Annotated in this window: 29 protein-coding genes; 12 read left to right on the forward strand and 17 right to left on the reverse strand. The window is 63.1% G+C overall.

Annotation, left to right across the window (positions count from 1 at the left end; genetic code table 11):
• Positions 1–52 precede the first annotated feature (52 nt).
• Genes QUV11_RS03935 through ruvB form a run of 7 tightly spaced genes read left to right on the forward strand, consistent with a single transcriptional unit; the run spans position 53 to position 3,977 of the window.
• The gene (locus QUV11_RS03935; protein ID WP_300880662.1) at positions 53–796 is read left to right on the forward strand and encodes a YebC/PmpR family DNA-binding transcriptional regulator; all 744 of its coding nucleotides are present in this window, start codon (positions 53–55) and stop codon (positions 794–796) included.
• 45 nt (positions 797–841) lie between these two features.
• Positions 842–1,246, forward strand: a complete 405-nt coding sequence (locus QUV11_RS03940; RefSeq protein ID WP_300880663.1) for an endonuclease domain-containing protein — start codon at positions 842–844, stop codon at positions 1,244–1,246.
• A complete protein-coding gene (ruvC, locus tag QUV11_RS03945) occupies positions 1,243–1,725 on the forward strand; it encodes a crossover junction endodeoxyribonuclease RuvC (RefSeq protein ID WP_300880664.1) in 483 nt (160 codons plus the stop codon). The genes QUV11_RS03940 and ruvC overlap by 4 nt, the downstream gene beginning before the upstream one ends.
• A 40-nt stretch (positions 1,726–1,765) precedes the next feature.
• Entirely contained in the window at positions 1,766–2,365 is a 600-nt protein-coding gene (ruvA, locus tag QUV11_RS03950; protein ID WP_300880665.1) for a Holliday junction branch migration protein RuvA, read from the forward strand.
• Positions 2,366–2,411: 46 nt separating this feature from the next.
• Positions 2,412–2,663: a type II toxin-antitoxin system ParD family antitoxin gene (locus QUV11_RS03955; protein ID WP_300880666.1), complete on the forward strand. Its 252-nt coding sequence runs from the start codon at positions 2,412–2,414 to the stop codon at positions 2,661–2,663.
• Positions 2,656–2,958: a type II toxin-antitoxin system RelE/ParE family toxin gene (locus tag QUV11_RS17180; protein WP_367279840.1), complete on the forward strand. Its 303-nt coding sequence runs from the start codon at positions 2,656–2,658 to the stop codon at positions 2,956–2,958. Before QUV11_RS03955 ends, QUV11_RS17180 begins: the two co-directional genes overlap by 8 nt.
• Positions 2,955–3,977 carry a Holliday junction branch migration DNA helicase RuvB gene (ruvB, locus tag QUV11_RS03960; protein ID WP_300880667.1) on the forward strand — a complete coding sequence of 341 codons (1,023 nt, stop codon included), beginning with the start codon at positions 2,955–2,957 and terminating at the stop codon, positions 3,975–3,977. Before QUV11_RS17180 ends, ruvB begins: the two co-directional genes overlap by 4 nt.
• 6 nt (positions 3,978–3,983) lie before the next feature.
• Here the strand turns inward: ruvB and QUV11_RS03965 are convergent, their stop codons facing one another.
• Entirely contained in the window at positions 3,984–4,703 is a 720-nt protein-coding gene (locus QUV11_RS03965) for a 2OG-Fe(II) oxygenase family protein (protein ID WP_300880668.1), read from the reverse strand.
• A 287-nt stretch (positions 4,704–4,990) separates the two neighbouring features.
• Between QUV11_RS03965 and QUV11_RS03970 the strand changes: the two genes are divergently transcribed.
• Entirely contained in the window at positions 4,991–5,740 is a 750-nt protein-coding gene (locus QUV11_RS03970; RefSeq protein WP_300880669.1) for a 2OG-Fe(II) oxygenase family protein, read from the forward strand.
• Positions 5,679–7,550: a putative 2OG-Fe(II) oxygenase gene (locus QUV11_RS03975; protein ID WP_300880670.1), complete on the forward strand. Its 1,872-nt coding sequence runs from the start codon at positions 5,679–5,681 to the stop codon at positions 7,548–7,550. Before QUV11_RS03970 ends, QUV11_RS03975 begins: the two co-directional genes overlap by 62 nt.
• Positions 7,551–7,710: 160 nt before the next feature.
• Here QUV11_RS03975 and QUV11_RS03980 read toward each other — a convergent pair whose 3' ends face one another.
• Entirely contained in the window at positions 7,711–10,683 is a 2,973-nt protein-coding gene (locus QUV11_RS03980) for a TonB-dependent receptor (RefSeq protein ID WP_300880671.1), read from the reverse strand.
• 268 nt (positions 10,684–10,951) lie between these two features.
• Here QUV11_RS03980 and QUV11_RS03985 point away from each other — a divergent pair, with 268 nt between their 5' ends.
• Positions 10,952–11,509, forward strand: coding sequence for a hypothetical protein (locus tag QUV11_RS03985; RefSeq protein WP_300880672.1), 558 nt, complete (start codon positions 10,952–10,954; stop codon positions 11,507–11,509).
• 335 nt (positions 11,510–11,844) lie between these two features.
• Here QUV11_RS03985 and QUV11_RS03990 read toward each other — a convergent pair whose 3' ends face one another.
• The 3 genes from QUV11_RS03990 to xseA form a co-directional block, all read right to left on the reverse strand.
• Positions 11,845–12,747, reverse strand: a complete 903-nt coding sequence (locus tag QUV11_RS03990) for a M23 family metallopeptidase (protein WP_300880673.1) — start codon at positions 12,745–12,747, stop codon at positions 11,845–11,847.
• A gap of 34 nt (positions 12,748–12,781) precedes the next feature.
• Positions 12,782–12,985 carry a DUF2093 domain-containing protein gene (locus QUV11_RS03995; protein ID WP_300880674.1) on the reverse strand — a complete coding sequence of 68 codons (204 nt, stop codon included), beginning with the start codon at positions 12,983–12,985 and terminating at the stop codon, positions 12,782–12,784.
• 106 nt (positions 12,986–13,091) lie between these two features.
• Positions 13,092–14,567, reverse strand: coding sequence for an exodeoxyribonuclease VII large subunit (gene xseA / locus QUV11_RS04000; protein ID WP_300880675.1), 1,476 nt, complete (start codon positions 14,565–14,567; stop codon positions 13,092–13,094).
• Between xseA and purD the strand changes: the two genes are divergently transcribed.
• Both purD and QUV11_RS04010 read left to right on the forward strand, forming a co-directional pair.
• Positions 14,566–15,834, forward strand: a complete 1,269-nt coding sequence (gene purD / locus QUV11_RS04005) for a phosphoribosylamine--glycine ligase (RefSeq protein ID WP_300880676.1) — start codon at positions 14,566–14,568, stop codon at positions 15,832–15,834. The genes xseA and purD overlap by 2 nt on opposite strands.
• An 87-nt stretch (positions 15,835–15,921) precedes the next feature.
• Complete coding sequence (locus QUV11_RS04010; RefSeq protein ID WP_300880677.1) at positions 15,922–16,302, forward strand: VOC family protein; 381 nt, start codon at positions 15,922–15,924, stop codon at positions 16,300–16,302.
• Between the two features lie 30 nt (positions 16,303–16,332).
• On the opposite strand, the gene leuB is transcribed toward QUV11_RS04010, so the two are convergent.
• The 12 genes from leuB to QUV11_RS04070 all read right to left on the reverse strand — a co-directional run bounded on the left by leuB (position 16,333) and on the right by QUV11_RS04070 (position 24,315).
• On the reverse strand, positions 16,333–17,394 hold the full coding sequence (leuB, locus tag QUV11_RS04015; RefSeq protein WP_300880678.1) for a 3-isopropylmalate dehydrogenase: 1,062 nt from the start codon (positions 17,392–17,394) through the stop codon (positions 16,333–16,335).
• A gap of 81 nt (positions 17,395–17,475) precedes the next feature.
• Complete coding sequence (gene recO, locus QUV11_RS04020) at positions 17,476–18,210, reverse strand: DNA repair protein RecO (RefSeq protein ID WP_300880679.1); 735 nt, start codon at positions 18,208–18,210, stop codon at positions 17,476–17,478.
• Positions 18,211–18,231: 21 nt separating this feature from the next.
• Positions 18,232–18,489, reverse strand: a complete 258-nt coding sequence (locus QUV11_RS04025) for a CopG family antitoxin (protein WP_300880680.1) — start codon at positions 18,487–18,489, stop codon at positions 18,232–18,234.
• Positions 18,470–18,775 carry a BrnT family toxin gene (locus tag QUV11_RS04030; RefSeq protein WP_300880681.1) on the reverse strand — a complete coding sequence of 102 codons (306 nt, stop codon included), beginning with the start codon at positions 18,773–18,775 and terminating at the stop codon, positions 18,470–18,472. Before QUV11_RS04030 ends, QUV11_RS04025 begins: the two co-directional genes overlap by 20 nt.
• On the reverse strand, positions 18,776–20,719 hold the full coding sequence (gene uvrC, locus QUV11_RS04035; protein ID WP_300880682.1) for an excinuclease ABC subunit UvrC: 1,944 nt from the start codon (positions 20,717–20,719) through the stop codon (positions 18,776–18,778).
• A gap of 259 nt (positions 20,720–20,978) precedes the next feature.
• The gene (locus QUV11_RS04040) at positions 20,979–21,530 is read right to left on the reverse strand and encodes a F0F1 ATP synthase subunit B (protein ID WP_300880683.1); all 552 of its coding nucleotides are present in this window, start codon (positions 21,528–21,530) and stop codon (positions 20,979–20,981) included.
• The gene (locus QUV11_RS04045; RefSeq protein ID WP_300880684.1) at positions 21,523–22,017 is read right to left on the reverse strand and encodes an ATPase; all 495 of its coding nucleotides are present in this window, start codon (positions 22,015–22,017) and stop codon (positions 21,523–21,525) included. Before QUV11_RS04045 ends, QUV11_RS04040 begins: the two co-directional genes overlap by 8 nt.
• Before the next feature lie 77 nt (positions 22,018–22,094).
• Complete coding sequence (locus QUV11_RS04050) at positions 22,095–22,322, reverse strand: F0F1 ATP synthase subunit C (RefSeq protein WP_017670380.1); 228 nt, start codon at positions 22,320–22,322, stop codon at positions 22,095–22,097.
• A 58-nt stretch (positions 22,323–22,380) separates the two neighbouring features.
• The gene (locus tag QUV11_RS04055; RefSeq protein WP_300880685.1) at positions 22,381–23,166 is read right to left on the reverse strand and encodes a F0F1 ATP synthase subunit A; all 786 of its coding nucleotides are present in this window, start codon (positions 23,164–23,166) and stop codon (positions 22,381–22,383) included.
• A 17-nt stretch (positions 23,167–23,183) separates the two neighbouring features.
• Positions 23,184–23,543 carry an AtpZ/AtpI family protein gene (locus QUV11_RS04060; protein WP_300880686.1) on the reverse strand — a complete coding sequence of 120 codons (360 nt, stop codon included), beginning with the start codon at positions 23,541–23,543 and terminating at the stop codon, positions 23,184–23,186.
• Positions 23,544–23,749: 206 nt separating this feature from the next.
• Positions 23,750–24,130, reverse strand: coding sequence for a YdbL family protein (locus QUV11_RS04065; RefSeq protein WP_300880687.1), 381 nt, complete (start codon positions 24,128–24,130; stop codon positions 23,750–23,752).
• A complete protein-coding gene (locus tag QUV11_RS04070) occupies positions 24,130–24,315 on the reverse strand; it encodes a YnbE family lipoprotein (protein ID WP_300880716.1) in 186 nt (61 codons plus the stop codon). The genes QUV11_RS04065 and QUV11_RS04070 overlap by 1 nt, the downstream gene beginning before the upstream one ends.
• Positions 24,316–24,328: the final 13 nt, after the last annotated feature.

Raw genomic sequence — 24,328 nt, forward strand, 5'->3', positions numbered from 1 at the left:
AAGGCGCGCACCAGCATTCGCATCACCTCAACTATACAGGCAGACATCCGCCATGGCAGGCCATAGCAAATTCAAGAACATCATGCACCGCAAGGGCGCGCAGGACAAAAAGCGCTCGGCGATGTTTTCCAAGCTCAGCCGCGAAATTACCGTGGCCGCCAAGATGGGGATGCCTGATCCCGACATGAACCCGCGCCTGCGCCTTGCGGTCAATGCCGCCAAGGCCCAGTCGATGCCCAAGGACAACATCCAGCGCGCGATCGACAAGGCCTCGGCTGCCGGCGGCGAAGACTATGAAGAAATCCGCTATGAAGGCTATGGCCCGGGCGGCATCGCATTGATCGTCGAGGCGCTCACCGACAACCGCAACCGCACCGCCACCAATGTCCGCACCGCGTTCAGCAAGAACGGCGGCAACCTGGGCGCATCGGGCGCGGTCAGCCACGGCTTCGACCGCATGGGCCTGATCAGCTATCCCGCCAGCGTCGGCGACGAGGAGAAGGTGCTTGAAGCGGCCATGGAAGCCGGCGCCGACGACATCGAATCCACCGAAGACGGCCACGACATCTGGACCAACATGGAAGACCTTCACGCGGTCTCCGGCGAACTGGAAAAGACGCTGGGCGAAGCCGAGAGCGTCAAGCTCGCCTGGCGCCCACAGGTTCGCGTCGATGTCGCCGAAGCCGATGCGCAGACGCTGTTCAAGCTGATCGACGCGCTCGACGATGACGATGACGTCCAGACCGTCTGGGGCAATTACGAGGTTTCCGACGAGGTGATGGAAAAGCTGGGGTAGCTCGAAAAAAGCCCCTCCCCTTCAGGGGAGGGGTTGGGGTGGGGAATGGACAACACACTTCGCTTGTCTCTGTTCGCAAAGGAATTGCGCAACAACCCGACCCCATTCGCAATTGTCCTCTGGAAGTATCTGAAGAGCTCGCAACTCGGCGGCTACAAGTTCCGCCGTCAATCGGTCATCGGTCCGTTTATCTGTGATTTCCTGTGCCCGTCCAAAGGACTGATCGTGGAGGTGGATGGTGACACGCATGACCCTGTGCGGGACGCGAAACGCGATGCCGCTCTGGCCGAACTGGGATACGTCACCATGCGGTTTACGAACTACGAGGTTGGGCAGAGCGTTGAAGCGGTCCTTGATCTGATCCTGCAAAAGTTGGACAGCTTACCTGATCGATGGCCTGGGAAGTTACTTCCCCACCCCAACCCCTCCCCTGAAGGGGAGGGGCTTTGATCATCCTCGGCATTGACCCTGGCCTTGGGACCACCGGCTGGGGTGTTATCCGCTCGGTGGGTAACCGCCTCAGCCACATCGCCAACGGCCAGATCAAGACCAACGCCAAGGCCACTCTGCCTTCGCGCCTGTTGGAGCTCGACACCGCGCTGGCGGCGATCATCACCGACTATCGGCCAGACAGCGCGGCGATCGAGGAAATCTACGTCAACAAGAACCCGCAATCGACGCTCAAGCTGGTGCAGGCGCGTGGGGCGCTGATCCTGGGCTTGGCGCGGGCCGGATTGAGGGTGGGCGAATATGCACCGCGGCTGATCAAGAAGGCGATCGTCGGAACCGGCGCGGCCGAAAAGACGCAGATCGACGCGATGGTGCAGGTGCTCCTGCCAGGCGTGAAGATCGCCGGACCCGATGCGGCCGATGCGCTGGCGGTGGCGATCACCCATGCGCATCTGGCGGGGCATGATAAACTGCGCTAACCCCAACTTCTCCCTCGGAAGGGAGAGGGAAAGATACAGCATGATCGCCAAACTCACCGGAACACTCGACAGCATCGGGCATGATCATGCGGTGATCGATGTCGGCGGAGTCGGCTATCTGGTGTTCGCCTCGTCGCGCACGCTGTCGGGCCTCGCTGCCCGGGGCGACAGAGTGGTGCTGCACACAGAGATGCAGGTGAGCGAGACCGATATGCGGCTGATCGGCTTTGCATCGGCCAGCGAGCGTGATGGTTTCCGACTGCTCACCGGCGTGCAGGGCGTGGGATCGAAGGTGGCGCTGGCGATCCTGTCCGCGCTTACCCCCGAAGAGCTCGCGCGGGCCGTGGCGCAGGGCGACAAGGCGATGATCGCCCGTTCGCAGGGCGTGGGGCCGAAGCTGGCGCTGCGCATCGTCAACGAACTCAAGGACAAGATGGGCGCAATGGCGCTTGGCCCGGCGGGCATGGGTATCCCGGCGCTGGTCGGCAATCACGCCGCCGATGCCGTCTCCGCGCTGCAGAACCTGGGCTTCAAGCCCGCCGACGCGGCAAGAGCGGTGGCAGGCGCCGAGGAGGAACTGGGCGAAGGCGCCAGCCTCGACGCACTGGTGCGGTTGGCGCTCAAGAAGGCGGCGCGGTGAACCGCCGCCGCTGGACTTCAGGCCACTTTGGGCTATACTTTAGTGCATGGCAGAGCTCACCATCTCCATTCCACCCTCTCTGAAGAATTGGATCGACGCGCGTATCGCTCAGGGTCTTTATGCGGACGCGACAGACTATGTTCGCGACCTGCTGCGCCGGGATCAGGAGCAGGCCGCGGACGACAGCGCATGGTTGAGAGCTCAGATCGAGGAAGGGCTGGCATCCGGTATCGTCGATGCCGAGCCGGAAGATGTTCTAGACGCGATCATCGCCGAAGACCCCGATCTGCGTGGCTAGGCTGCGCATCGCAGTTGCGGCGCAGAACGATTTGCGCGACATCAGGATCTACAGCAAGGCGGCCTTTGGCGCTGTCACAACCCAGCGGTATCTGAACGGGTTACGGGCCACCTTCAGCCACCTGCGAGCAAGTCCGTTAATCGGTACATCAGAGGAACATCTGGGTTTCGCAATGCGCAGTTTCGGGTACAAGTCGCATCGCATCTATTTTCGCAGCGCAGACGATGAAGTTCTAATCGTTCGCATTCTGCACCATGCCAGAGACGTACCGACCTCCATGACCGCCGAACAATGACCACAGACCGCCTCCTCACCCCCGACCGCATCCCTGAAGACCAGGATGCGGCGCTGCGACCCAAGACGCTCGCCGAGTTTATCGGCCAGGCGGCAGCGCGCGACAACCTGCGGGTGTTCATCGAGGCCGCGCGCAGCCGGTCCGAAGCGCTTGACCACGTCCTGCTGTTCGGTCCTCCTGGGCTGGGCAAGACCACGCTGGCGCAAATCATCGCGCGCGAGATGGGCGTGGGCTTTCGCGCGACCTCGGGGCCGGTGATCGCCAAATCCGGCGATCTCGCTGCCTTGCTGACCAACCTCGAAGAAGGCGATGTGCTGTTCATCGACGAGATCCACCGGCTCAATCCGGTGGTCGAGGAAGTGCTCTATCCGGCGATGGAGGACCGCGCGCTCGATCTGATCATCGGCGAAGGCCCCTCGGCGCGCAGCGTTCGGATCGACCTGCCGGCGTTCACGCTGATCGGGGCGACAACGCGCCAGGGTCTGTTGACCACGCCGTTGCGCGACCGGTTCGGCATCCCGGTGCGGCTCAATTTCTATACCGTGGGCGAACTCGAAGCGGTGGTAACGCGCGCCGCACGCCTGCTGGGGCTGGGCATCGCCGCCGATGGCGCGACCGAGATTGCCCGCCGCGCGCGGGGTACTCCTCGCGTTGCCGGGCGGCTGCTGCGCCGGGTGCGCGATTTCGCCAATGTCGCAGGGCAAGCCATGGTGGATGCGACCGCCGCTGACGCCGCGCTCACCCGGCTGGAGGTCGACCGGCTGGGGCTGGACGCGATGGACCGCCGCTACCTGATGATGATCGCAGACATTTATCGTGGCGGCCCTGTTGGCGTGGAGACGCTGGCAGCGGGGCTTTCCGAGCCGCGCGACACGATCGAGGACGTGATCGAACCCTATCTGATCCAGCTGGGTCTCATCGCCCGGACGGCTCGCGGCCGCTGCCTCAATGCGCGCGGCTGGAAGCACCTGGGCCTCAATCCGCCCGAGGGCGCCCAGGAAGGGTTGTTCGACCTGTAAGGGGGATCAGCCTCTCAGCCAGCCAGTCACCGAATAGCGGCGATTGGCGGCGGCACGCGTCACTTCCGAGACGCTGTGAAGCTGGGGAACAGTAAAAAGATCCAGCGTGTTGAACCCCGGCATTTCCCCATGGCTGATCGTGCCATGGTCTCCGTGGAACAGCAATTGCCCGCCCCATTCAAGCCGCCAGCGGGGTGTGAGCCCAAGAACATAAGCAGCGAACCGATGCTTGCCATCCACCGCATCATCGTGCCCGGTGAGAAAATCGCCCGGCGAGTAGGCTGTCGCTTGTGCGTCCGAGAACCGGATAGCACCCTCTCCTGTTATGTCATGGAACAGCGCGATGACTGCGGGTGAGGAGAGGAACGTCGCGAGCCCCGCCAGGAGGTCAGCACTCGCGAGCCGGGCGTCAGCATCATCCGGGACACGAATGCTCTCAAAGCGAAACTGGAAGCCGTTGCGAGCGCCTGCGTAGACGGCCTGATCCAGCGCCGCCGCCTTTCCGGGTTCCATTTGCGCGCGGATATCCCTGTCGAGCTCGTAGAGCAATTCACCAGAATTGATCACCTGCAGCCAATCCGTTCGCTCGAGAAGCTGGGTATGCAGCGCGGCCGCCGCACTGCTTGCCAGAAAACCCTGAATCCGCACGCGGCCGTGCCGTTTGTATGCCTGGCGCAACAGACGCGGTTCTAGGTCAGGGTTCAGAGAAAACGAGATCGCAGTCATCCACGGCTCATGCACCTGCCCGAACATTGGATCAAGCCGGTTGCGTCCTCAGCCTCGTCGGGCATGGCGCTCTGCTGCGTGGTGCGCAAACGCCCCGATGATGCGCCGCTTCAGCGGTGATCTGCCGACGGGGTGTGCCCCAGGTCAGCGCAGTTCGCCATCGATGGGGCGTTGAACGCGCAGATAGGCTATGGCGCGCCAACCTCCCGACCAACGCAGGGTTGAGAGGTGCCCCAGACCCCGCTATGCACGACGCTCGCCAGCACAATGCAGGAAGCCACTTTTCCATGTCGTCTGTCACACGTGCTCCGCTCCATCTTCTGGAACTGAACCCGGAACTCGACAGGCAGGCCCTGGCACAGGCATTTGCGGTCGACCGGCGACTGCAGATTCGCAATGTGCTTAAGCCCGAAGCGGCACGTGAATTGAGACATATCCTTGCGCAGCATACGCCGTGGGGGCTTGCTTGGAACGCTGGGGCAGATGGCCCCCATGGCTTGCGCCCCGACGAGATGTCGGCGCTTCCTCCATTTGACCAACAGCGCATCGCCGAGAGCGTGGTCGGCGCGGCGCAGCGCGGCGATTATGCTTTCACCTTTGCCCGTTACCCGATCCTCGATGCCTATCTGGGCCGCTGGGCGCCGGACTCTCCGCATGATATCCTGCTGGAGCACATCAACGATCAGCCCTTTCTGGACCTTATACGATCGGTGACCGGCATCGGTGAATTGATCAAGGCCGACGCTCAAGCGACGCAATTCGGTCCGTCACAGTTTCTGGGCAAGCACAGCGACAGCCATGTTGGCGAGGGTTGGCGCATCGCCTATGTGCTCAGCCTGGCCCCAGATGACTGGAAGCCAGACTGGGGGGGCTATCTCAATTTCCTGGACGAGGATGGAGACATCATCGTCGGCTATCGACCGCGGTTCAACAGCCTGAGCCTTTTTGCGGTGCCGCAGGATCATCTGGTCAGCTATGTCCCGCCCTTTGCCCCGATGGGACGTCTGTCGATCACCGGCTGGTTCCGCGACAGATAGGCGACGCCATCCGTCCCAGTTTTTGAGGAAGTTTCTGATGCAGGATATTCAGCAGCGGTTCGTGGCCGCACAGCAGGCCTATGCCGCCGGCCATCTGGCCGAGGCGGAACGGCTGCTCGGCCAGGTCGAACACATTGGCGGCCCCAATGCCGATGTGTTTCACCTTCGTGCTCTCTGCCGTAAATCGGCTGGAGACCATGCGGCGGCGAACCAACTCTTTGCTGTGGCCCATCAGCATCAGCCGCACGATGTCCAGATCCTGGTCAACTGGGGAAATCTTCTGGTAGCGGCCGACGACCACGCCGCTGCGGTCGACAAATACGACAAGGCCCTGGTGATCGATCCATCCTTTGCCGACGCGCACTACAACCGCGGATTGGCGCTGCAACGGCTCAAGCGTTGGCCGGAGGCGCTGGACACATTTGACTGGATGATCGAGGCAGGTCACGGCTCGGCCAAGGTGCATTCCGCGCGCGGCGCGGTTCTGAAGGACATGGAACGCCCTTATGACGCCATCGCCGCTTTCGATCTTGCGCTGGCGCAGGAGCCGACACGGCGTGTAGCGCTCGCAGGACGCGCGCGGCTGGCGCTTGAGACGGGCGCGGATGACACCGTCGACCGGCATATCGCCGCCCTGCAGCAAGCCCAGGGGGACCGCGTGCTCGTCCTGGGCATTGTCCAGGCAATGATGGAAAAAGGCGACCTGAGTGGCCTCGACGTTCTCGAGGATGTCTTGCGACAGGATCCGTTGTGGCTGGAGGGACATCACGAATTCGCCAAGCTGCGCGCCGAAGCGGCCGAGGGTGACGCTTATGTCGCGCATATTCATGAGGCTATCGCGAAGTACCCCAAGCATCCCGGACTGTATGAAGCGCTCGCAGCCGTACTGGCTTCGGCAAACGATTTTGGAACGGCGCTGCAGACGCTGCGCGATGGCGAACGCGCATGCGGACCGCAGGCAAACTGGGCGTTCGAATTCGCAAGGCTGGAAGGCGAGTGCGGCAACTTTGCGCACGCAAAAGCGGCGCTGGCCGCGATGGCCGACACCGATCTGACCCGGCAGACGCGCGGAAGATTGGCCCTGCGGATGGGCGAGGCTGACGAGGCGGCTGCCTTGCTCGAAGCCCTGGTGGAACGCAGCCCGGACGATATCGTCGGTTGGGCCAATCTGGCATTGGCGTGGCGCCTGCTCGGCGACCCACGCCATGACTGGCTGGCCGGTCAACCCGGGCTTGTTCAGTCGTGTGCCCTGGACCTTGATGCGGACGCACTTTCCCAGGTCGAAGAGGTTCTACGCGGCCTTCACACCGCCAAGGCGCACCCGGTTGACCAGTCGCTCCGCGGCGGCACGCAGACCAAGGGCCGTCTGTTCTGGCGGCAGGATCGCAAGGTGCAAACGCTGGCCCGGGCGATCGAGGCAGCTGTCGACGGCTTCTGGCGAGGCCTGCCACCGCGCGATGCCAGCCATCCCCTGCTCAAGCATCGCGACGACAGATTGCGGATTGCAGGCTCCTGGTCGGTCAGGCTGACCGATGCCGGCTACCATGTCCCGCACGTTCATCCGCAGGGTGTGTTGAGCTCGGCCTGTTACATCGTCGTGCCACCGGAGGCCGACGGACCGGACAAAGCGGGCTGGCTCGAGGTCGGGGCGCCACCGGCAGATCTGGAATTGCCGCTCGAAGCGCTGGAAACGATCAAGCCGGTACCTGGCCGTCTGGCTCTGTTTCCCAGCTATATGTTCCACGGAACCCGGCCCTTTGCGCAGGGCGAGCGGATGACCGTCGCCTTCGACGCTCTTCTCAGCCGCTGATATTGATCACATTGTTACGTTCAAGCTGGCGGGGCCATCCCCGTCGGCTTTTGCGCGCCTGATCGGCGCCCAAGCTCCGCGAGCGACCCGCATATTCAAGGGCACAAAAAAATGGCGACGAACCGAAGTTCGCCGCCATTCCTTTTGAGTTTGAACCTGATCAGAAGTTCAGACGTGCGCTTACGAAGAAGTCACGGCCGAGCGGATCGTAGAAGCCAGGGAAGTTGTTGCCCTGCTCCTGAGCCGCACCAAGAACGACCGGGGTCTTGTTGAACAGGTTGTTCACACCGGCGGTCAACTGGAAGTTATCCGTCACGGCCACCGAGCCGGTCAGGTCGAAGTAGTTGAACGCACCAACGCGACGGTTCGGGAACAGAGCAGGATCCTGATCGGTACGAACCAAACCATTGAAGGTGTTGATGATGCGGGTATCGATACCGGGGCCGTTATAGCGCCAGCGCAGCGAGATCTGAGCCGGTCCATCGACATAACCGATACGGGCGGTGTGACGCCATTTCGGCAGAGCGATGGTGCCTTCACCGATCGTAACCCGCTCGGGGATCGCAGCCACAGCCGTGGTGCGATACTCGTCGAGATACGTGCCGAGGAAGAACAGCGTCAGGCGGGATTCGTCCGAACCGGTGAGCGAGAAGTTCAGCGGCAGGTTGTAGTCGACCTGAACGTCGATACCCGAGGTTTCCAACCGTGCAATGTTTGCCGAAAGCACAGGCGGGTTCACACCGCCCTGACCTTCACCAATAGCCCCGGTCCCAGGTGCACGTGAACCGGCAAAGATGGAGCAGATCGGGTTGGTCAGATCCTGAGCAACGGTGAAGCAGAGCTGCAACGCGCTGTTCAGACCGCCACCGAACAGGCTGATCGTGTCCTTCACCTTGATGTTGAAGTAGTCGACCGTGATGTTCAGGCGGGGGATGAAGCTCGGACGGATAACCGCACCAACGGTGAAGGTATCAGACGTTTCTTCGCCCAGATTGGGGTTGCCACCGAACAGTGCCTGGATCTGCTGGTTCGGCTGCACCGCAACGGTGAAGACGTTGCCAGCAGGGACGCCATTGGCGACGCAGAGCGCACGAATGGTATCGGTCTGCAAAGCCGGAGGAGTACGGCTGGAGCAGGGATCGATTGCCTGCGGGAAGCCGACCGACTGGCCACCGAACAGATCCTGCACGTTCGGTGCACGAACCGCGCGCTGATACTGGCCGCGGAAGGTGATGTCCTGGATCGGAGCAAATTCACCACCAGCAGCGTAGGTCCAGACGCCGCCGACGTTATCCAGCGAGTAATCCGAATAACGTGCCGCACCCGTCACTTCCAGACGGTGAATGAACGAGTCGCTCACCAGAGGGATGCGAAGTTCGGCGAACGCTTCCTTGGCGTTGTAGCTGCCACCGGTGGGCTGGCCGGCGTTGAAGCCGATCACGTCACCCGATGAAAGGAAGGTATCGGGAACGTACGATGCCGAAACGCGACGATACTCACCACCGACTGCGAAACCGATGGGCTCCGAATTGCCGAAGATGCTTCCGAGGGTACCGCTGATCGAACCGACGATATTCTGGAGATCCGAAGTTTCCAGGTTGGTCGAGTTGATCGTGACATAGTCCAGCGCAGCAGGATCAGCCAGACCCAGGCCAAAGACATTCAAAGGCACACAACCTGCAGCACGCGCTGCAGCATCACGGCAGCGAGTCACGCCACCAACGGTTTCGGTTTCCAGAGCCGCGCGGAAGCGGCTGATGGCAACGTTACCCTGCTGGAACTGCGTGTTTTCCGTCCGCGAATAGCTGTAATACAGGTCATAGTTGATGTTGCTGACGATTTCGCCGCGGACACCGGTGAGAATGCGGAATGCCGAGCGACCCTGCTCAGAGTTACGCGGGCCGCTCTGGTTGAAGCGGTAGTTCACGAGTTGCTGTGAACGACCAAGCGCCAGATCAGCAGGCGTGGCAGCCGCAGCCAATGCAGCCTGGGTAGCAGCATTGAAGAATGGGCTGTTGATCTGCAGGGAAACACCGCCAGGGACCGCACCCGGAGTCGGAGCCAGTTCCTGGTTTACCTTGCTATTGACATAGCTGAGTTCGGCGTAGGCTTCGATGCCGTCCGTGATTTCATAGCTACCATAACCACCGAACAGGTAACGTTCCTGGGGAAGCTGCAGATAGTTGTCAGGCGCGAAGTTGTAGAGATCGCCGGGATTCTCGAACGGACGAATGCCACCACCGGTGTTTTGGAAAATCGAACCGTTTCCGCCGCCGACGCCGGGCAAAGTTGCAATCGGCGTTGCAGCCGAACCGCCGGGAATCAGGCCAACCTCACCACCGCGTGCGGTGCAGGTACCGAGGGCGCCACCAAGATTGGTGCCTAGACCGGTGCTGGTGTTGGTCGAACCAGCGACGACGCAGCCATCGCCAGCAGCGAAGCGCGAATAAGGACGAGCGCCCTGGAAGATCGGTTCACGACGGAGGTAGTTACCATAGACGGTAACCTGACCGCGGCCGTCAGCGAACGGGGTGCCAATTGCGAAGTTCACGTCATAGCGTGCGCCATCGCCCTTGCCGGTCAACGAGTAGTTGCCGCCCATGATGATGCCGTCGATGTCCTGACGCAGACGGAAGTTAACGACGCCTGCGATCGCGTCCGAGCCGTAAACGGCCGACTGGCCGCCGGTCACAACGTCAACGCCTTCGAGCAGGAACTGCGGGATGGTGTTCAAATCGACGATCTGGTTGGTATCATAGAACATCCAGCGGCGGCCGTTGACCAGCACCAGGGTACGCTGTGCGCCCAGGTTACGCAGGTTCAGCGTGGCTGCACCGTTGCCGGGGTTGTTCGAGAAGCTGGTGACGCCAGGCAGAACCTGCGGCAGCGTGTTCAGCACCTGTTCAACGTTGGTGGCGCCAGAGAGCAGGAACTCTTCTGCGGTCACAACAGCGGTCGGGCTGGTCGAGCTCAGGTCGGTACGAGCGATACGCGAACCGGTAACAACGATAGCCTGGTTGTCCGATGCGGCGCTTTCATCCGATTGATCCTGCGCCATGGCGGGAGCAGCAAAGCTGCCAGCAGCCACCAGCAGGCTGCTAGTCAGCAGGCCGATTTTGAAACGAGACGTCATGCGTTTTTCCCCTTGGAGCGTCGCCGTCGAGAGCGACCGTCTTTTGAAAAAATTGTGGTTGGAAGAGCATTTTTACCCTTCTTGACCTTGGCTTACGCAAGAAAGCGCCGGAAACGCAACACTCTGTGCCTTTCAAACATGATGTTTCCGGATGGCTGTAGCAAAAAGGTCACAGAACGGCGCCGCCCCTCCGCGCCCATTGGCAATCCTCGCTTGCAACGATGTTGGGGTGGCTTAGGGTGCAAACTCACACGTGGGAGACTCATTCATGCGAGCGATCAGGCACCGTAATTTCGTCGCGCTGGCCACTCTTTCGGTTGCAACGGCGCTGGTGCTGTCACCGGCTGCGATTGCGCAGAAGAAGGCGACTCGAGCCAACCCCGGACCGGTATTCGAAGGCATGTTGCAGTGCAGGTCGATCACCGAGGATACAGCGCGGCTCGCCTGCTTCGATCAGCAGGTCGCGGCTTTTGCAGACGCTGAGAAGACCGGCGAAGTGATCGTGGCCGAGCGGCGCGAAGTCGAAAAGGCGCGCGAGTCGGCCTTTGGCCTGTCCGTGGGGGACAGTACGCTGCTGCGCGGCCCCGATGGCGAGCCGCTCAAGTCGCTGTCCTCCAAGGTTTCCGACCTGCGAACCCTGCCCGGCAGCAAGCGGCTGGTGATCAGTCTCGAAAATGGCAGCCGATGGGAACAGACAGACCCGCCCAGTTTCATTTTCTCGCCACGCCCCGGACAGATGCTGGTCATAGATCGCGGAGCGATGGGAGGATATCGGGCCAAGGTTGAAGGCCGCACCGGGTTTACGCGAGTTCGCCGGGTCGAGTGACGGAGCGGCTTCGAAGTCGCAGACTTCGTAACCAGACCTGGGCTTGTCGGGCGACGCCCCGACACAGTCCGGATCGATGTGATCGTGTCGATCGACTGCTTGTCGATGGAGCGCAGCCTTTAGCCGATATCGGACAGCCCGAAGTGCAGATCCGTGCCGAACGCCCCGGCCCAGCGTGGATCACCGCGTTCGATCGGTGCGGTATGGTTGCTGGAGTCATCGATCCCAGAAGTCTGCTACCTGGAAAAGCGCGAGACGACGGTCTCAGCTTCGATAGACTTATCGTTGTCGCGTGAATGCAACACTCGCTGTTGGCCCATGCTGAGCGACGAAGCTTATTTACCGAGGGCACTCATCGCCGGGACCAGATTTTGCGGGTCGATCCTGGCGTCGTTCCACTTCATGCTCCAGTGCAGATGGGGTCCCGTCGCGCGACCGGTGGCGCCGATTCGGCCGATCTGCTGGCCCTGCCGAACCCGCTCGCCATCCTTCACGTCGATGGATGAAAGGTGGAGAAATGCGCTGTTGAGGCCCATGCCGTGGTCGATCATCAGCAGATTGCCTTCGAGCGAGAATGGAGTTGGCGCGGCCAGGATGACCACTCCGTCGGCGGGCGCCACGATCGGCGTTCCAGTCGGCCCCGCGACATCCACACCGCTGTGAAACGCGCCGGGCTCGCCTGCATAAACCCGCTGTGATCCGAAAATTCCCGACACACGGCCCGTCGCAGGCCAGATGAACGGCTGACGCCAGCCAGTGCTGTCAGAAGCTCGCAGCCGAGCGGCGGCAATCATTTCCAGCTCGGGCTTGCGCCGCGCCATGAAGGCCTCGCTGGGGACTCCGCCGCGCGCGGCAATCGCAATGAACTCGCGCCGCCATGATCGCGGTTCGATCGCGAGTGGTTCGGCCATGACCGTACCATCGGCGAAGTTGACGGTGAGGACACCCAAAGTCGGCGCATCACGATGAAAGCCGAGCAGAAACTCGCCGTCCTCTGCCAAGGGCACCTTCACACCGTCGAGATCCAGCGCCACGACGCCGGTCGGTACCTTGCCCCGCAGCAGCGCGCCCTGCACGGGCGGACCGCTCAGCCGGATGCCGCTGGAAAGCGGCCGTACCGCTCCGAAGGGTCGTGCCAGAAAGTCCGGGCCACTGGCCTGCCCCGACGTGGCGACCGCTGCATCGCCGCGCACCGGCCCGGCCTGGGCGAGCACTGCGCCGGCACTGCCTGCGAACATCAGGCTCGCTGCTATGCCGATCCGCACCACGATGTCAGCCCTGCCCCAGCGCAGCGCGCACCGAAATCTCGCAGGTGGCGTAAGGCTCTTGCCGCTCGACGCTCCAGTAGCGCAACTCTTCCAGATCGATCTTCTGGCCGGTCTGTGCGCACAGCACGTGGTCTCCTGCGCTCAGCAGGCGAAAGCCATTGGGCATATAGTGCACACGCGCAGCGCGATCTCGGTTTGACATCAGCATGGGGGAATAGTGCTCCATCATTTGTGTATCGCAGGTTTACGACGCGCTCCTGCTGTTTGAAGGCACAATATGATATTGCGCGCGCGCACGCAAATCTGCCCTGCCGTCAGAACAGGCTGGTCTGTCGCGGCTCGGTCGGTTTGGCCTTGGGCCGCGGCGCATGCGGCGGGGTGCGGCCCGGCGGCGAAACCGCACCATCTGCCGGTATCACCTCGAGCACGCCGTCGCGAAAATGCAGCGCCAGCCTCGGCTCGCCTGCGGCCGCGGTGCGGTCCAGCAAGGTGCGGCCATCGGCAGCGGCGACCCGCGCATAGCCGCGCTGCAGCGGGGCGTCGGGGTCGAGCTGCGCCAGCACGCGTTCCAGCCCGGCGAGCCGCTCGCCCGCCCGCGCCGTGATCCGTTCGAGCATGACGGGGTCCAGCTGCAGCCGCGCCAGCCGCTCGCGTGCCAGCCCTGCCCGCGCATCGAGCACCGCAGGGCGCAGGGCGCCCGAGACCCGGCCCAGCGCTCCGCGCGCGTGCGCGAGCTGCAGCCCGAGCGCCGCGCGCAGCCGCTCGCCCAGATCATCGGCGCGCTGCTGCTGCGGACTGAGCAGATCTGGCAGCTTTGGAAGCCGCTGTGCGCGCGCATCGAGCCGTTCGCGCGCAAGTCCATGGGCGCGGTTGACCGCGCGGCTGGCCCGCAGCCCAAGTTCGCCCAAGGCCCCAAGAAGATCCGCGCGCACCGGCACGGCCATTTCCGCCGCAGCCGTCGGCGTGGGCGCGCGCTTGTCGGCGGCAAAATCGGCGAGCGTGGTGTCGGTCTCGTGCCCCACCGCCGAGATCACGGGAATCGGGCTTTCGGCGATCGCACGGACCACCGGTTCCTCGTTGAAGGCCCACAGGTCCTCGATCGAGCCGCCGCCGCGCGCGACGATCAGAAGGTCGGGGCGGCTCGCCTCGGGCATTGCGCCAAAGCCGCGCACCGCCGCTGCCACCTGCGCCGCAGCGCCATCGCCCTGCACCAGCACCGGCCAGACCAGCACATGGCTGGGGAAACGGTCGGCGAGCCGGTGGAGGATGTCGCGGATCACCGAGCCTGTCGGCGAGGTCACCACGCCGATGGTGCGCGGCAGGAACGGAAGCGGCCGCTTGCGCGCGGGATCGAACAGGCCTTCGCCCGCAAGCCGCGCCTTCAATTTCTCGAACAGCTGCATCAGCGCGCCTTCGCCGGCGAGTTCTAGCGATTCTATCGTGATCTGATACTTCGAGCGCCCCGGGAAGGTCGTCAGCTTTCCGGTGGCGATGACGTCGAGCCCGTCCTCGGGCGCAAAGTTCAGCCGTTGTGCCGTGCCCTTCCAGATGATCCCGTCGATCAGCGCCTTGTCGTCCTTGAGCGCGAGATAGCAGTGCCCCGACGCCGCGCGCTTGAAGCCCGAAATCTCGCCGCGAATCCGCACATGGCCAAAGCGGTCCTCGACCGTGCGCTTGAGCAGGTTCGAGATTTCGGACACCGACAGCGGCGGGGCGTTGTCGCCCGGTGCCATCTGGGCTAACAGCCCGCCCGAGCGCGAAGCAGCATCATCTGAAAAGGGGTCGGGCATGAATATCCTGTTGGTGGGGAGCGGTGGCCGCGAACATGCCCTGTGCTGGAAACTGGCGCAATCCCCGCAGGTAGACACCATCTTCGCCGCGCCGGGCAATCCGGGCATTGCAGAGCATGCGACCTGTGTCGAGCTTGCGATGACCGATCATGCGGCGGTTGCGGCGTTCTGTGCGGACAATGCCATCGGGCTGGTCGTGATCGGCCCCGAAGCGCCTTTGGTCGACGGGCTTGCCGACAGCCTGCGCGCCGCGGGTATTCCCGTGTTCGGACCCTCCGCAAACGCCGCGCAGCTCGAAGGCTCGAAGAGTTTCACCAAGGCTTTGTGCGACCGCGCCGACATCCCCACCGCGCGCTATGTTCGCGCCAGCCATGCCGCCGAAGCACGCGCGGCTTTGGCCGATTTCGACCTGCCGGTAGTGATCAAGGCCGATGGCCTCGCCGCGGGCAAGGGCGTGATCATCGCCGAAACCGCCGAAGAGGCCGAGGACGCGATCGGGCACATGTTCGCGGGTGCGTTTGGTGAGGCCGGGGCTGAAGTCGTCATCGAGGAGTTCATGACGGGCGAGGAAGCGAGCTTCTTCGCGATCACCGATGGCAGCGCGATCGTCGCGTTCGGATCGGCGCAGGACCACAAGCGCGTCGGCGAAGGCGATACCGGCCCCAACACCGGCGGCATGGGCGCATACAGCCCCGCCCCGGTGCTGACGGCTGAGCTCGAAGCCGAGGTGATGGAGCGGATCATCGCGCCGACCGTCGCGACGTTGGCAGCAGAAGGCATGCCCTATTCGGGCGTGCTGTTCGCCGGGCTGATGCTCACCAGCGGGGGCCCCAAGCTGATCGAATACAATTGCCGCTTCGGCGACCCCGAATGCCAGGTGCTGATGACCCGGCTGCAAAGCGATCTGGCCGAACTGTTGCTGGCGACCGCGAAGGGCGAGCTTGCGGACTGCCCCCCTCCCCGCTTCTCGGACGACTATGCGCTGACCGTGGTGATGGCCGCCAAGGGCTATCCCGGCACTCCCGAAAAGGGCGGCGCGATCGCGCTCGGCAATGTCAGCGACGCAAAGGTCTTCCACGCAGGCACCGCGATGAAGGACGGGGCGCTGGTCGCGAATGGCGGCCGCGTGCTGAACGTCACCGGCACCGGCAGCAGCCTGATCGAGGCGCAGCTTGCGGCCTATGCCGCCGTCGACGCGATCACCTTCCCCACCGGCTTCTGCCGCCGCGACATCGGCTGGCGCGAAGTGGCGCGCGAGCGGGGCTGATAGTCACTTCACTCCGGCGCACCATGCGATAAACTGCTTATGCGGACTAAGGGCCAAGCGCTTGGTGCTTATCGGGGAGGGATGGCCATGAATGACTGGAAACCTTCGGCCTATCCTTCGATTAGCCCATATCTAATCTGCGGCGAGCCCGAGCGGCTGATCGATTTCCTGATCGCCGTGTTCGACGCAGCATTGGTCCGCCGCTTTGATCGGCCGGACGGATCGCTGATGCACGCCGAGCTCCGAATCGACGACAGCATCGTGATGATTGGCGGAGGTGCGACCGAGTACCTGTCGGCGCAGGTGCATGTCCACGTTTACGTCCCAGATGCGCAAGCGGTGTATGACCGCGCATTGGCGTCCGGGGCCGCGCCGGTTCAAACCCCGGTGCGGAAAACGTCCGACGATGACCTGAGAGGCGGATTCACCGATCCGGCTGGCCACCACTGGTGGGTGGCGACCCAGTAGCCGGGAAACAGGGCATCCGGACGCTGACGATCAATCCAGCGCCGCAAGCACCGCGTCGCCGATCGCGGCCGTTCCCATCGTCCCGCCAAGGTCCGCGCCGAGCGCGCCTGCGTTGAGCGCGCTCGCCACCGCCGCCTCGATCCGCGCCGCCTCTGCCTCAAGCCCGAAGCTGTGGCGCAGCATCATCGCGGCGGAGAGGATCATTGCTGCAGGATTGGCCAGCCCCTTGCCCGCGATATCGGGTGCGCTGCCGTGGATCGGTTCGTACGCGCCCTTGGTGCCGAACGCGGTCTGCTCCGCGCCCAGCGAGGCCGAGGCGAGCAGCCCGATCGAGCCAACGCACATGCTCGCCTGATCCGAGAGGATGTCGCCGAACAGGTTGCCGGTGACGATGGTGTCGAACTTGCCCGGCGCGCGGACCAGCTGCATCGCGGCGTTGTCGACATACATATGTTCGAGCGTGACATCGGGATATTCCGCCGCGACCTCGATTATCACATCGCGCCACAATTGCGAGGTTTCGAGCACATTGGCCTTGTCGACCGAGCACAGACGGCCCGACCGGCCTTGCGCGGTGCGGAAGGCGACATGCGCGATGCGACGCACCTCGCTCTCGCTGTACGACATGATGTCATAGCCCTCCCGCTGGCCATCAGCGGTGGTGCGCATGCCCTTCTCGCCGAAATAGACATCGCCATTGAGCTCGCGCACGATCATCAGGTCGATCGCGCCTGCGACCTCGGGGCGAAGCGAACTGTGCGCCTCAAGTCCCGGAAATACCTTGGCCGGGCGCAGGTTGGCGAACAGGCTCAATTCCTTGCGCATCCCCAGCACCGCCTGTTCGGGGCGCAGATGCCGATCGAGGCCATCGCAGGCGGGATCGCCCACCGCGCCGAACAGGATTGCGTCGCAGTCGTGCATCAGGCGCAGCGTCTCGGGCGGCAGCGGGTGGCCGTGCACGCGCCACGCCGCAGCGCCGACCAGGCCATCGTGCAGTTCCGTCCCCGGCAGATCGAGCGCGCGCAGCACACGCAGCGCCTCGGCCATGATCTCGGGTCCGATGCCGTCGCCCGGAAGGATTGCAATTTTCATGGTGTGTCCCTGTCAGTTATCGCCGCGCGCATAGCGTCCGGTGGCGCAATCAAGCAACATTGTTTTGCGTGAAGGTGGATTTCAGCAAGCGATCCGTTTCAGCCGGTCGATCATCATCACCCGCGCCGCAAGCGGATCCGCACGACGTTCGGCGAAGAATTGGCGCTCGATGAAGTGCCCGGTGAGCGCAAAGCCCTGCAGCAATTGCTCCCAATCTGGTTCGGCATCGCTGGTCATGAAGGGAGGCAGCGCCAGCAATTTTTCGGCATAGACCCCTGCGGCGTGCAGCGTCACCGCGCGCCCGGTGCGCGGGCTGACATAGGCCAGATCCCCCCGCTCGCCCGTCACCGCGCAACGCGTCAGGTCCAGCCCGAAACCGAGTTCAGTCAGCAATAACGCCTCATACTGCACCATCGCCCGCGCCCACCACCGCGCCGAGGGCGCAACGCAGACCAGTTCGAGCAACGCCGCCAGCGCCGCGTACAGTCGGGGGAACGGCTGGTCATCGGGCGCAACTGTTGCCGTCAGCAAAGTCACCCACTCGAACGCCGCCGCCGCCAGCGGCTCGGCATAATACGGCGCGCGGCTGGTCGCGAGCTCGACCGTCAGACTGGCAAGCTGGTCAGGCGAACGGCTGCGCAATTCCGCCGTCACGAGATTCGCTGGCATCAGCACCGGACGCATCGCTGTCGATCGCCCACCCTGGACATAGCCCGCCTGCAAACCATGCTCGGGCGTGAACAACCGCGCCACCGCCCCATGCTCGCCATGCTTGCGCACCGTACAGACGATCGCGGAGGTGCGGATTACGGGCATTGGGGTGGCGTCAACGCGCAGTCAGGCGGCGGTATCGAGCTTGGCCTCATTATCGAGTTGCTCAACGATCCACATCTTGATGAGCGCCTGACGCGAAACACCTCGGCGCTTTGCTGCACGATCAAGCTTTGACACGATGTCCCCGGGAAAATCGACGTTGACCCGCTTTGCAGGCTCATGCAGCCGACGCGCGGTCGACCAATCCAGGTATTCGCTGATGTCCTCGCCATCATCGAACATCCGATCGAATTCTTCTGCGCTAATCACCTTGGGCTTCATAATATTTCACCTCTGCTGGACGCCCCCTTCTCACTGAAATGATGCGGAAAACGCCTTTGCGGATTGTATGGATTGCAGTCCAAACTTTACCGTCGATCTTACCGATCAGCGCGTACCGCATCTCGCCGGCATGTCGCGCCTCGATGATGAAGCCTAGCCGACCAACCCAAAACGCCTGTGCCTCGACAAAATCGATGCCATGCTTCTCTTTGTTCAGTGCGCTTTTCGCCGGATCGAACACGAACTGCATGGGCGTGCAAAATACCAAAACGGTATAGAAATGCAATCATCCCCGGAAATAGTCATAGACGATCTGCGCCATCGCCTTGGAGACGCCGGGGGCCATCTGGAGGTCCTGCAGGCTGGCGCTGCGCACCGCTTTTGCCGTGCCGAAGTGCATCAGCAGCGCGCGTTTGCGCGCGGGGCCGATGCCGGGGACCTCGTCGAGCGGGCTGCTGGTCATCGCCTTCTTGCGCTTGCCGCGGTGCGCGCCGATTGCGAAGCGGTGCGCCTCGTCGCGCAGCCGCTGGAGATAGAACAAGACCGGGCTGTTGGTCGGCAGCGTGAACTCCTTGCCATCGGGCATGAAGAAGGTCTCGCGGCCCGCATTGCGATCGGGCCCCTTGGCGACTCCGACCAGAGCGACATCCTCGATACCCAACGTGGCCAGCGCTTCCACCGCAGCCTTGAGCTGGCCCTTGCCGCCGTCGACCAGCACCAGATCGGGCCAGTCGCCGCCGCTGCGATCAGGATCTTCGCTCTGCGCGCGCGCAAAGCGGCGCTCGAACACCTCGCGCATCATCGCATAGTCATCGCCGGGCACGGTGTCGGCGCGCTTGATGTTGAACTTGCGATACGCCGCCTTGCGGAAGCCCTCGGGCCCCGCAACGACCATTGCACCCAGCGCATTGGTGCCCTGGATATGGCTATTGTCGTACACCTCGATCCGGTCCGGCGGGCCATCGAGCCCGAACAGGTCGGCCATCTCGGCGAGATATTTCGCCTGGCTCGCGCTTTCGGCGACGCGGCGCTGGAGTTCCTCGAGCGCGTTGCGCTGCGCCTGCTCGATCAGCCGCTTGCGCTCGCCGCGCTGGGGGACCAGCAGCTCGAGCTTGTGCGCCATATTGGCCGACAGCGCCTCGACCACCAGATCGCATTCGAACGGCGTGCGGTCGGTGAGGATCAGCCGCGGTGGTGGCATGTCTTGATAGAACTGCATCAGGAAGCTGGTGAGGATCTCGGCCTCGTCGAGCTCCTGCACATGCGCGGGAAAGAAGCTGCGGTGGCCCCAGTTCTGTCCGGCGCGGATGAAGAACGCCTGGATGCAGACCGTGCCGCCCTGGCTCGCCATCGCGAACACATCGGCGTCGGCTATTCCATTGGCATTGACCGCCTGGCTTCCCTGGATGAAGGTCAGCGCCTTCAACCGATCGCGATAGGCCGCAGCGCTCTCGAAATCGAGCGCCTGCGCCGCCGCTTCCATCCGCGCGCCGAGCTTGGCCTGGACGTCGGTCGACTTGCCGGTGAGGAACGCGCGGGCATCGCCGACCAGCGCCGCGTAATCCGCCTTGCTGATGCGGTCGACGCACGGCGCCGAGCAGCGCTTGATCTGGTACAACAGGCACGGCCGCGAGCGGTTGGCGAAAAAGCTGTCCGAGCACGAGCGCAGCAGGAACAGTTTCTGCAGCGAATTGAGCGTGCTGGTCACCGATCCGGCGCTGGCGAATGGCCCGAAATACTGCCCCTTGTACTTCTGCGCGCCGCGATATTTCGACATGCGCGGGAAGTCATGGTCCTCGCGCAGCAGGATATAGGGGAAGCTCTTGTCGTCGCGCAGCAGCACGTTGTACGCCGGGCGATAGCGCTTGATCAGCTGCGCCTCGAGCAGCAACGCCTCGGCCTCGCTGTTGGTCGTCACGATCATCATCGACCGGGTCAGCGACACCATCCGCTGGAGGCGACGCGGCAATTTATCGACCTGGGTGTAGTTGGTCACCCGGTTCTTGAGCATCCGCGCCTTGCCGACATACAGCACATCGCCGCGCGCATCGATCATCCGATAGACGCCGGGGCGCGTCGGCAGCGACTTCAGCTGGCTGCGGATCGCGGCGATTCCGGTGTCGAGATCGGGCGTATCGGCACCGCGCACGCTATACGTCGCCGCTTCCTCGAGGAAGCGGTCGGGCGCGCGCGGGTTGCTGTCATTGGGATGAGCGGGACGGCCTGCCATGGTCCGCGTGATGTGGCGTCAGCGGGGCGGCAGGTCAATGGGGCTTTGCTTCCAAGACGTGTGCTCAGCTAAACCTTCTCCCTAGATGGGAGAAGGATAGCGTAGCTTGGCGGCGCAGCCGACTAGCGGAGCTTGGATGAGGGTGAGGCTAGAGTGCGTAACAACGCCAGCGCGGCTGCCCCCTCCCCCAGCTTCGACTAGGCAGCAGGCTGCCAGGTCTGCGCAACCCTCTCCCTCGAAGGGGAGAGGGGGGAGGTCGTCAATTCAACCGCGTGCCCAATTGGGCGACGGTCTGATCGACCAGCGACTTGTCCGCGTCAGCATTGTGATTTTCCGCGATCAGCGTCGCGGCAGCGCCAGTGGCGGCAAGCGCCACCTTGTTGCGGATCTCGGCGATGGCGGCGCGTTCAGCGGACGCGATCTTGTCGGTCGCCATCTTCTGGCGGCGCACGATCAGGTTTTCCGCGTCAGCCTGCGCCTTGGCGCGAATGGCTTCGGCTTCGGCTTCGGCGCGAGCGTTCATGTCGGCGGCTTCTTGCGTCGCCGCAGCCAGCTTGGCTTCATATTCGCCGCGCAGCTTTTCGGCATCAGCCCGCAGCGCCTGGGCTTCGTCGAGTTCGGCACGGATCATCGCGATCCGCCGGTCGAGCGAGGCGCCGATCACGGTCGGAACCTTCTTGTAGAGGATGATGCCGATCAGGATCAGCATTGCCACCGAGACGAAGAAAGTCGCGTTGAGAATGTGGACGCCACCGATCGAGGGATCGGCATGTTCGCCCGCTTCGGAGGCGAGGATGATGAGTTCAAGCATCAGCCAGCGCTCCCTTGACCGCACGGTTGACCTGCGGTTTGGTGACCTTCGCCGGGGTTAGCCGGGCGACAATATCCTGTGCAGCTTCCACCGCGACAGCTTCGATCTCTGTCAGAGCAGACGCCTGCTGCGCAGCGATCGCCGCTTCGGCTTCGGCCAGATGGGCCGCGATACCGACATCGGCATCACGGACCCGGGCTTCGGCTTCGCGCGCACCCTTGGCCTTGGCTTCGGCGGTAATCGCCATCGCCGCGTCGCGGGCACGGGCTTGGGCCTGACGATAATCTTCCTCGATCTCGTCAGCGCGGGCATGCGCAGCCTTGGCAGCGGCGATGTCGCCGGCGATCTTGCCCTTGCGCAGATCAACCGTGCCCTGGATCTTCGGCAGCATCGAACGCCCGATCACGAAATAAATCAGCCCGAACGTGATCACCAGCCAAAAGAACTGGGACCCGTAGGTGGACATGATCTGGTCAATCTGGGGCATATCAAAGCTATCCGTGGATCAGAATCTTGAAGGTGCGAGACGGGACCGACGGCAGGCCGGCCCCGTCTCGCGAATAATCAGGCAACGAAGATCAGGATCATCGCCACGACGAACGCCAGCAGACCGAGAAGTTCGGCAGCGGCGAAGCCGATGAACAGGCGACCCTGCTGGCCGTCGGCAGCTGCCGGATTGCGCAGAGCGCTTTCCAGGAACGAACCGAACACGTTACCCACGCCGATGGCGGCCATGCCGGCACCGATTGCAGCGAGGCCAGCACCGATCAATTTTGCAGCTTCTGCGTCCATTGTAATACTCCTTGGGAATTTTGAGATTGATGAAAAGATTGAGAGCGAAAAGAATAGCTTAGTGCAGGTTCACCGCGTCGTTGATGTACAACGAAGTGAGCAGCGCAAAGACATAGGCCTGGACGACGGCGACCAGGATCTCGAGGGCGCTGATGCCGACCATCAGCGTCAGGCTGGGCAGGCCGACCATCAGGCCATAGCCGACGCCGGCGTTGGTCGAGTTGATCACGAAGCCAGCGAGAACCTTGAGCAGGATGTGTCCTGCAGTCATCGCGACGAACAGTCGCAGACCCAGGCTGAACGGCCGGACCAGGAACGACAGCAGTTCGACCAGGAAGATGAAAGGGATCATCGGCAGCGGCGTGCCGTGCGGCACGAACAGCGAGAAGAAGTGCAGGCCATGACGGCCAAATCCGACGATCAGCACGATGGCGAAGCTGACGATGGCGAGGATGCCGGTGATCGTCAGGTGACTGGTCACGGTGAACGGGTGCCCGCCGACCACACCGATGGGCAGCAGTCCCAGGATGTTCGCGAACAGGATGAACATGAACAGCGAGAACACGTAAGGCGCGTATTTGCGGCCCTCGGCGCCAATGTTGGCGACCAGCATGTCGTCGATAAAGCCGGTGAAGCTTTCGACCATGAGCTGCCAGCGGCCGGGCACGAGCTCGCGCTTCATGCCGCCCTGCATGAACACCCACAACGTCACCAGCGTCAACAGCATCCACAAGGCGCTGTTGGTGAAGGCGATGGTCTGCCCAGCGATTTCGAAGCCACCCGGAAACACCGGTGCGATCTCGAACTGGTGCATGGGGTCGATTTTGCCTGACTCGGCTGCCACAACCTTACCTCTTCGTATCAATCTTCAGGCTTATCCTGCGGGGACTGCTGATTTTTCAGCCCCGCCGAATACGCGTTGGAAACCCGGATGATGTTCCTGAAGGCCACGAAAATCCCCAGAGCGAGGAACGTGATCAGGAGCCAGGGCGATGTGCCCAGCCAGCGATCAAACAGCCAGCCGAACAGCAAACCACCTGCAATTCCCCCAAGCAGATCGGCCAGCACTCGGTTGCCCAGTCGATAATTCGCATCGACTGCGCCCCCTTTGCCGCTCGCATCGGCCTGCTCCCGCTGCGTTATATCGCGCAGCCGATCACCAATGTGGTCGATCCGCGCGTCGCCGCCAGAAGGGTCTCGCCCGGGTTCGTTCTCCGCCATTCGCTTCGCTCCTTGTTATCGGGCCAGAGGCTGCAATATCCAAAAAGTCGCGCAAAAAGCGGCGAGCGGACCCGCCAAGGCGCGGCCCGTTTAGAAAGGGCTGGTTCCCAAGTCAATGGTCATGCTGCGCTGCGCCATCGCCCGCAAAAAAGCCCGGATTTCAGACGGAAATCCGGGCCTTGTGATTTCTTGGTCCGCGACCGAAGTCACGGGCAGCGCGCGTCGCGCACCGGGGGGCTGGAATCGCGAGTCTTCCAGCTGCCATCGGGGGCCTGGTATTTTTCCCCCGGCTTAGTCCGCGATATCGTGTTGCAGCCGGCGGTGAACGCGAACTGCTCTACCGTCGAGCCTTCAGCCGAAGCGCGGTTGGTATAGACCTGCTTGCGCTTGAGGTTGATGTCGCTGACCAGCTTCTGCAGCTGACCATCGCCACCACCGACGATGCCCAGATAGCCATCGGGTTTTTCACCGATCGATCCGTTTTCACGCGCCGCCTCATAAGCAGGATCGCGCTGTGCCGTCGCGGGCACCGCCAGACCCAGCGCCACCAGCGCGGCTATGCCGAAATTGAAAACTGCCCTGTTCATCAGAAAATCTCCGCATTCTCGTCTATCACGGCCTTGGCTTTGCCATCGAGCCGGTAGACGACCTCTTGTTTGATGTTGATGTTGAGATTGATCACGATCGGCTTGTCGGGCGCCGACACCGTCACGCACCCCCCAAGAACCCCCGCCGCCGCCAGCGCTATCCAAAGGACCGCCGGTTTTCTCATCATCGCCATCCTC

Origin of the sequence: Blastomonas sp., assembly GCF_030373265.1 — a bacterium.
Lineage (GTDB): Bacteria > Pseudomonadota > Alphaproteobacteria > Sphingomonadales > Sphingomonadaceae > Blastomonas.

What these genes read in the sequence shown, in the direction of transcription:
- QUV11_RS04045 (WP_300880684.1), bottom strand. Translation starts at nt 22,017, where the DNA reads ATGCCCCAGATTGACCAGATCATGTCCACCTACGGGTCCCAGTTCTTT.
- ruvA (WP_300880665.1), top strand. Translation starts at nt 1,766, where the DNA reads ATGATCGCCAAACTCACCGGAACACTCGACAGCATCGGGCATGATCAT.
- uvrC (WP_300880682.1), bottom strand. Translation starts at nt 20,719, where the DNA reads ATGGCAGGCCGTCCCGCTCATCCCAATGACAGCAACCCGCGCGCGCCC.
- QUV11_RS03940 (WP_300880663.1), top strand. Translation starts at nt 842, where the DNA reads ATGGACAACACACTTCGCTTGTCTCTGTTCGCAAAGGAATTGCGCAAC.
- xseA (WP_300880675.1), bottom strand. Translation starts at nt 14,567, where the DNA reads ATGCCCGACCCCTTTTCAGATGATGCTGCTTCGCGCTCGGGCGGGCTG.
- ruvB (WP_300880667.1), top strand. Translation starts at nt 2,955, where the DNA reads ATGACCACAGACCGCCTCCTCACCCCCGACCGCATCCCTGAAGACCAG.
- purD (WP_300880676.1), top strand. Translation starts at nt 14,566, where the DNA reads ATGAATATCCTGTTGGTGGGGAGCGGTGGCCGCGAACATGCCCTGTGC.
- QUV11_RS04010 (WP_300880677.1), top strand. Translation starts at nt 15,922, where the DNA reads ATGAATGACTGGAAACCTTCGGCCTATCCTTCGATTAGCCCATATCTA.
- QUV11_RS03995 (WP_300880674.1), bottom strand. Translation starts at nt 12,985, where the DNA reads ATGCTGATGTCAAACCGAGATCGCGCTGCGCGTGTGCACTATATGCCC.
- QUV11_RS03955 (WP_300880666.1), top strand. Translation starts at nt 2,412, where the DNA reads ATGGCAGAGCTCACCATCTCCATTCCACCCTCTCTGAAGAATTGGATC.
- QUV11_RS03985 (WP_300880672.1), top strand. Translation starts at nt 10,952, where the DNA reads ATGCGAGCGATCAGGCACCGTAATTTCGTCGCGCTGGCCACTCTTTCG.
- recO (WP_300880679.1), bottom strand. Translation starts at nt 18,210, where the DNA reads ATGCCCGTAATCCGCACCTCCGCGATCGTCTGTACGGTGCGCAAGCAT.
- QUV11_RS04060 (WP_300880686.1), bottom strand. Translation starts at nt 23,543, where the DNA reads ATGGCGGAGAACGAACCCGGGCGAGACCCTTCTGGCGGCGACGCGCGG.
- QUV11_RS04070 (WP_300880716.1), bottom strand. Translation starts at nt 24,315, where the DNA reads ATGAGAAAACCGGCGGTCCTTTGGATAGCGCTGGCGGCGGCGGGGGTT.
- QUV11_RS04050 (WP_017670380.1), bottom strand. Translation starts at nt 22,322, where the DNA reads ATGGACGCAGAAGCTGCAAAATTGATCGGTGCTGGCCTCGCTGCAATC.
- QUV11_RS03980 (WP_300880671.1), bottom strand. Translation starts at nt 10,683, where the DNA reads ATGACGTCTCGTTTCAAAATCGGCCTGCTGACTAGCAGCCTGCTGGTG.
- QUV11_RS04065 (WP_300880687.1), bottom strand. Translation starts at nt 24,130, where the DNA reads ATGAACAGGGCAGTTTTCAATTTCGGCATAGCCGCGCTGGTGGCGCTG.
- QUV11_RS04040 (WP_300880683.1), bottom strand. Translation starts at nt 21,530, where the DNA reads ATGCTTGAACTCATCATCCTCGCCTCCGAAGCGGGCGAACATGCCGAT.
- QUV11_RS03990 (WP_300880673.1), bottom strand. Translation starts at nt 12,747, where the DNA reads ATGTTCGCAGGCAGTGCCGGCGCAGTGCTCGCCCAGGCCGGGCCGGTG.
- QUV11_RS03970 (WP_300880669.1), top strand. Translation starts at nt 4,991, where the DNA reads ATGTCGTCTGTCACACGTGCTCCGCTCCATCTTCTGGAACTGAACCCG.
- QUV11_RS03935 (WP_300880662.1), top strand. Translation starts at nt 53, where the DNA reads ATGGCAGGCCATAGCAAATTCAAGAACATCATGCACCGCAAGGGCGCG.
- leuB (WP_300880678.1), bottom strand. Translation starts at nt 17,394, where the DNA reads ATGAAAATTGCAATCCTTCCGGGCGACGGCATCGGACCCGAGATCATG.
- QUV11_RS04025 (WP_300880680.1), bottom strand. Translation starts at nt 18,489, where the DNA reads ATGAAGCCCAAGGTGATTAGCGCAGAAGAATTCGATCGGATGTTCGAT.
- QUV11_RS03965 (WP_300880668.1), bottom strand. Translation starts at nt 4,703, where the DNA reads ATGACTGCGATCTCGTTTTCTCTGAACCCTGACCTAGAACCGCGTCTG.
- QUV11_RS03975 (WP_300880670.1), top strand. Translation starts at nt 5,679, where the DNA reads ATGTCCCGCCCTTTGCCCCGATGGGACGTCTGTCGATCACCGGCTGGT.